General features: G+C 75.2%; 3 protein-coding genes. All 3 read left to right on the top strand.

Annotation, left to right across the window (positions count from 1 at the left end; translation table 11 throughout):
* The first annotated feature begins 142 nt into the window (after window positions 1-142).
* A complete protein-coding gene (rimO, locus tag ACWEVO_RS34205) occupies window positions 143-1,642 on the top strand; it encodes a 30S ribosomal protein S12 methylthiotransferase RimO (RefSeq protein ID WP_452311550.1) in 1,500 nt (499 codons plus the stop codon).
* Between the two features lie 47 nt (window positions 1,643-1,689).
* Complete coding sequence (gene pgsA, locus ACWEVO_RS34200; RefSeq protein WP_452311549.1) at window positions 1,690-2,268, top strand: CDP-diacylglycerol--glycerol-3-phosphate 3-phosphatidyltransferase; 579 nt, start codon at window positions 1,690-1,692, stop codon at window positions 2,266-2,268.
* A gap of 70 nt (window positions 2,269-2,338) precedes the next feature.
* A partial coding sequence (locus ACWEVO_RS34195; RefSeq protein ID WP_452311548.1) for a CinA family protein occupies window positions 2,339-2,883 on the top strand: 545 nt, incomplete at its 3' end.

Genomic DNA, 2,883 nt, shown 5'->3' with positions numbered 1-2,883 from the left:
CGGCCCTTCCCGCCGGCCGGAGACCGCGACCTGCCGCGGCGCGCCTGGCGACGGCCCGCCCGGGCCCGTCGGGTGGCGTGTGAGGTGGTCGATGGCGGTGGCCGGGCGTCGCGGGGTTCGGCGCGCCGCCCGGTACCCTCGGATGGTGTCTGCCACCTCCCCTTCCCCCGCCGACGGCCGTCGGGTCGCCCTGCTGACCCTGGGCTGCGCCCGTAACGAGGTCGACTCGGAGGAGTTGGCCGCCCGGCTGCACGCCGACGGCTGGCAGGTGACCACCGACGGCGAGGGGGCCGACGTGGTGGTCGTCAACACCTGCGGCTTCGTGGAGAAGGCCAAGCAGGACTCGATCCAGACGCTGCTGGCCGCCGCGGACACCGGGGCCAAGGTGGTCGCCGCCGGCTGCATGGCCGAGCGGTACGGCCGCGAGCTGGCCGACAGCCTCCCCGAGGCGCAGGCGGTGCTGAGCTTCGACGACTACCCGGACATCTCCGCCCGGCTCGACGCGGTGGTCGCCGGCCAGGCGCTCGACGCGCACACCCCGCGCGACCGCCGGGAGCTGCTGCCGCTCACCCCGGTCAAGCGGCGCGCGGCGGCGGTGTCGCTGCCCGGCCACGGCACCCCGACCCGGGTGCCCACCGAGGCCGACGCGCACACCCCGGCCCACCTGCGGCAGGTGCTGCGGCACCGGCTCGACACCGGGCCGGTCGCCTCGCTCAAACTGGCCAGCGGCTGCGACCGGCGCTGCGCGTTCTGCGCCATCCCGGCGTTCCGCGGGGCGTTCGTCTCGCGTACCCCGGACGAGCTGCTGGCCGAGGCGGAGTGGCTGGCCAAGACCGGCGTCCGCGAGCTGGTGCTGGTCAGCGAGAACTCGACGTCGTACGGCAAGGACCTGGGTGACCCCCGGGCGCTGGAGAAGCTGCTGCCGCAGCTCGCCGCGATCGACGGGATCGTCCGGGTCCGGGCCAGCTACCTCCAGCCCGCCGAGACCCGGCCCGGCCTGGTCGAGGTGATCGCCACCACGCCGGGGGTGGCGGCCTACTTCGACCTGTCCTTCCAGCACTCCAGCGAGCCGGTGCTGCGCAGGATGCGCCGGTTCGGGTCCACCGAGCGCTTCCTGGAGCTGCTCGCCTCGGCCCGCGCCCTGGCCCCGGAGGCGGGCGCCCGCAGCAACTTCATCGTCGGCTTCCCCGGGGAGACCCGACAGGACGTCAACGAGCTGGTCCGGTTCCTGACCGAGGCGCGGCTGGACGCGATCGGCGTGTTCGACTACAGCGACGAGGACGGCACCGAGGCCGCCGGCCTGCCCGGCAAGGTCAGCGCCGCCACCGTCAAGCGGCGGTACGACAAGCTCGCCGCGCTCGCCGACGAGCTCTGCTCGCAGCGGGCCGAGGAGCGACTGGGCTCGGCGGTCGAGGTGCTGGTCGACTCGGTCGCCGACGGCGTGGTGGAGGGCCGGGCGGCCCACCAGGCGCCGGAGGTCGACGGCTCGACCACCCTGGTCGCCCCGGCGGAGGGCGGGGTCGACCTGGCCGCGCTGCGCCCCGGCGACCTGGTCCGGGCCACGGTCACCGCGACCGAGGGCGTCGACCTGATCGCGGTGCCGGATGAGATGATCTCGGCGGCGCCCGGCGCGGCACGGTGACGACGGGCCCGGACGGAGCGGGGGAGCCACGTGGGGCGGTGCCAGGTATGACCGGGGCGGAGTCGGTGGCTGCCCGCGTGCCCCTGCTCAACGCGGCGAACGTGCTGACCGCGGTGCGGCTGGTGCTGGTGCCGGTGTTCGCGGTCACGGTGGTCGCCTCGGGGATGACGCACTCCGGCTGGCGGATGGCGGCCTGCCTGATCTTCGTGATCGCCTCCGCGACCGACCTGGTGGACGGCTGGATCGCCCGCCGGTTCGGGCTGGTCACCTCGCTGGGCAAGGTCGCCGATCCGATCGCCGACAAGGCGCTCACCGGCGCCGCGCTGGTGCTGCTCTCCGCCCACGACCGGCTGCCCTGGTGGGTGACCGTGGTGATCCTCGCCCGCGAGCTGGGCATCACGGCACTGCGGTTCTGGGTCATCCGGCACGGGGTCATCGCGGCCAGCCGGGGCGGCAAGATCAAGACGGCCCTGCAGATCCTCGCCATCACCTGGTACCTGTGGCCGATGCCCGCCGCGCTGGCCGCCGTCGGCCCGTGGATCATGGGCGCGGCGGTGGTGGTGACCGTGGTCACCGGGTTCGACTACATCGCCCAGGCCTTCCGGTTGCGCCGCCGCACGCGCTGACGTCCCGCCGCAGGGTGGACCCGGCAGGGAGGATGAGTAGGCCGCGGCGGTCAGGGAAGAGGTGTGGACCATGGGAACGGACGCGACGCACGAGCGGGTCGACGCGAGTCGGGCCGCGTTCGTGGTGCACAGCCTGCACGAACGGCACGAGACCCTGGCGACCGTCGAGTCGCTGACCGGCGGGGCGCTGGCCAACGCGATCGTGGAGATCGCCGGCGTGAGCGGCATCTACCGGGGCGGCCTGGTGGTCTACGCCACCGAGCTGAAGTCCGAGCTGGCCGGCGTACCCGGGGAGCTGCTCGCGGAGCGCGGACCGGTCGATCCGGACGTGGCCGCCGCGCTCGCCGAGGGTGGCCGCCTCCGCTGCGGCGCCGACTGGGGAGTGGCCACCACCGGCGTGGCCGGGCCGGAGCCGCAGGACGGCAAGCCGGTCGGCCTGGTCTACGTGGCCGCCGCCGGCCCCGGCGGCACCGCCGTCCGCCGGCTCGATCTGGACGGCAACCGGGAGCAGATCCGCAGCGGCGCGGTGATCGAGGCGCTGCGGTTGCTCGCCGAGGGGATCGAGGCCGCCTCCGACGAGCCCGCGGCGGCGGACCCGAGCCGCACCGGGCCGCG

Source organism: Micromonospora sp. NPDC003776, from assembly GCF_053605645.1.
This window is presented reverse-complemented; position numbering and strand designations above follow the sequence as displayed.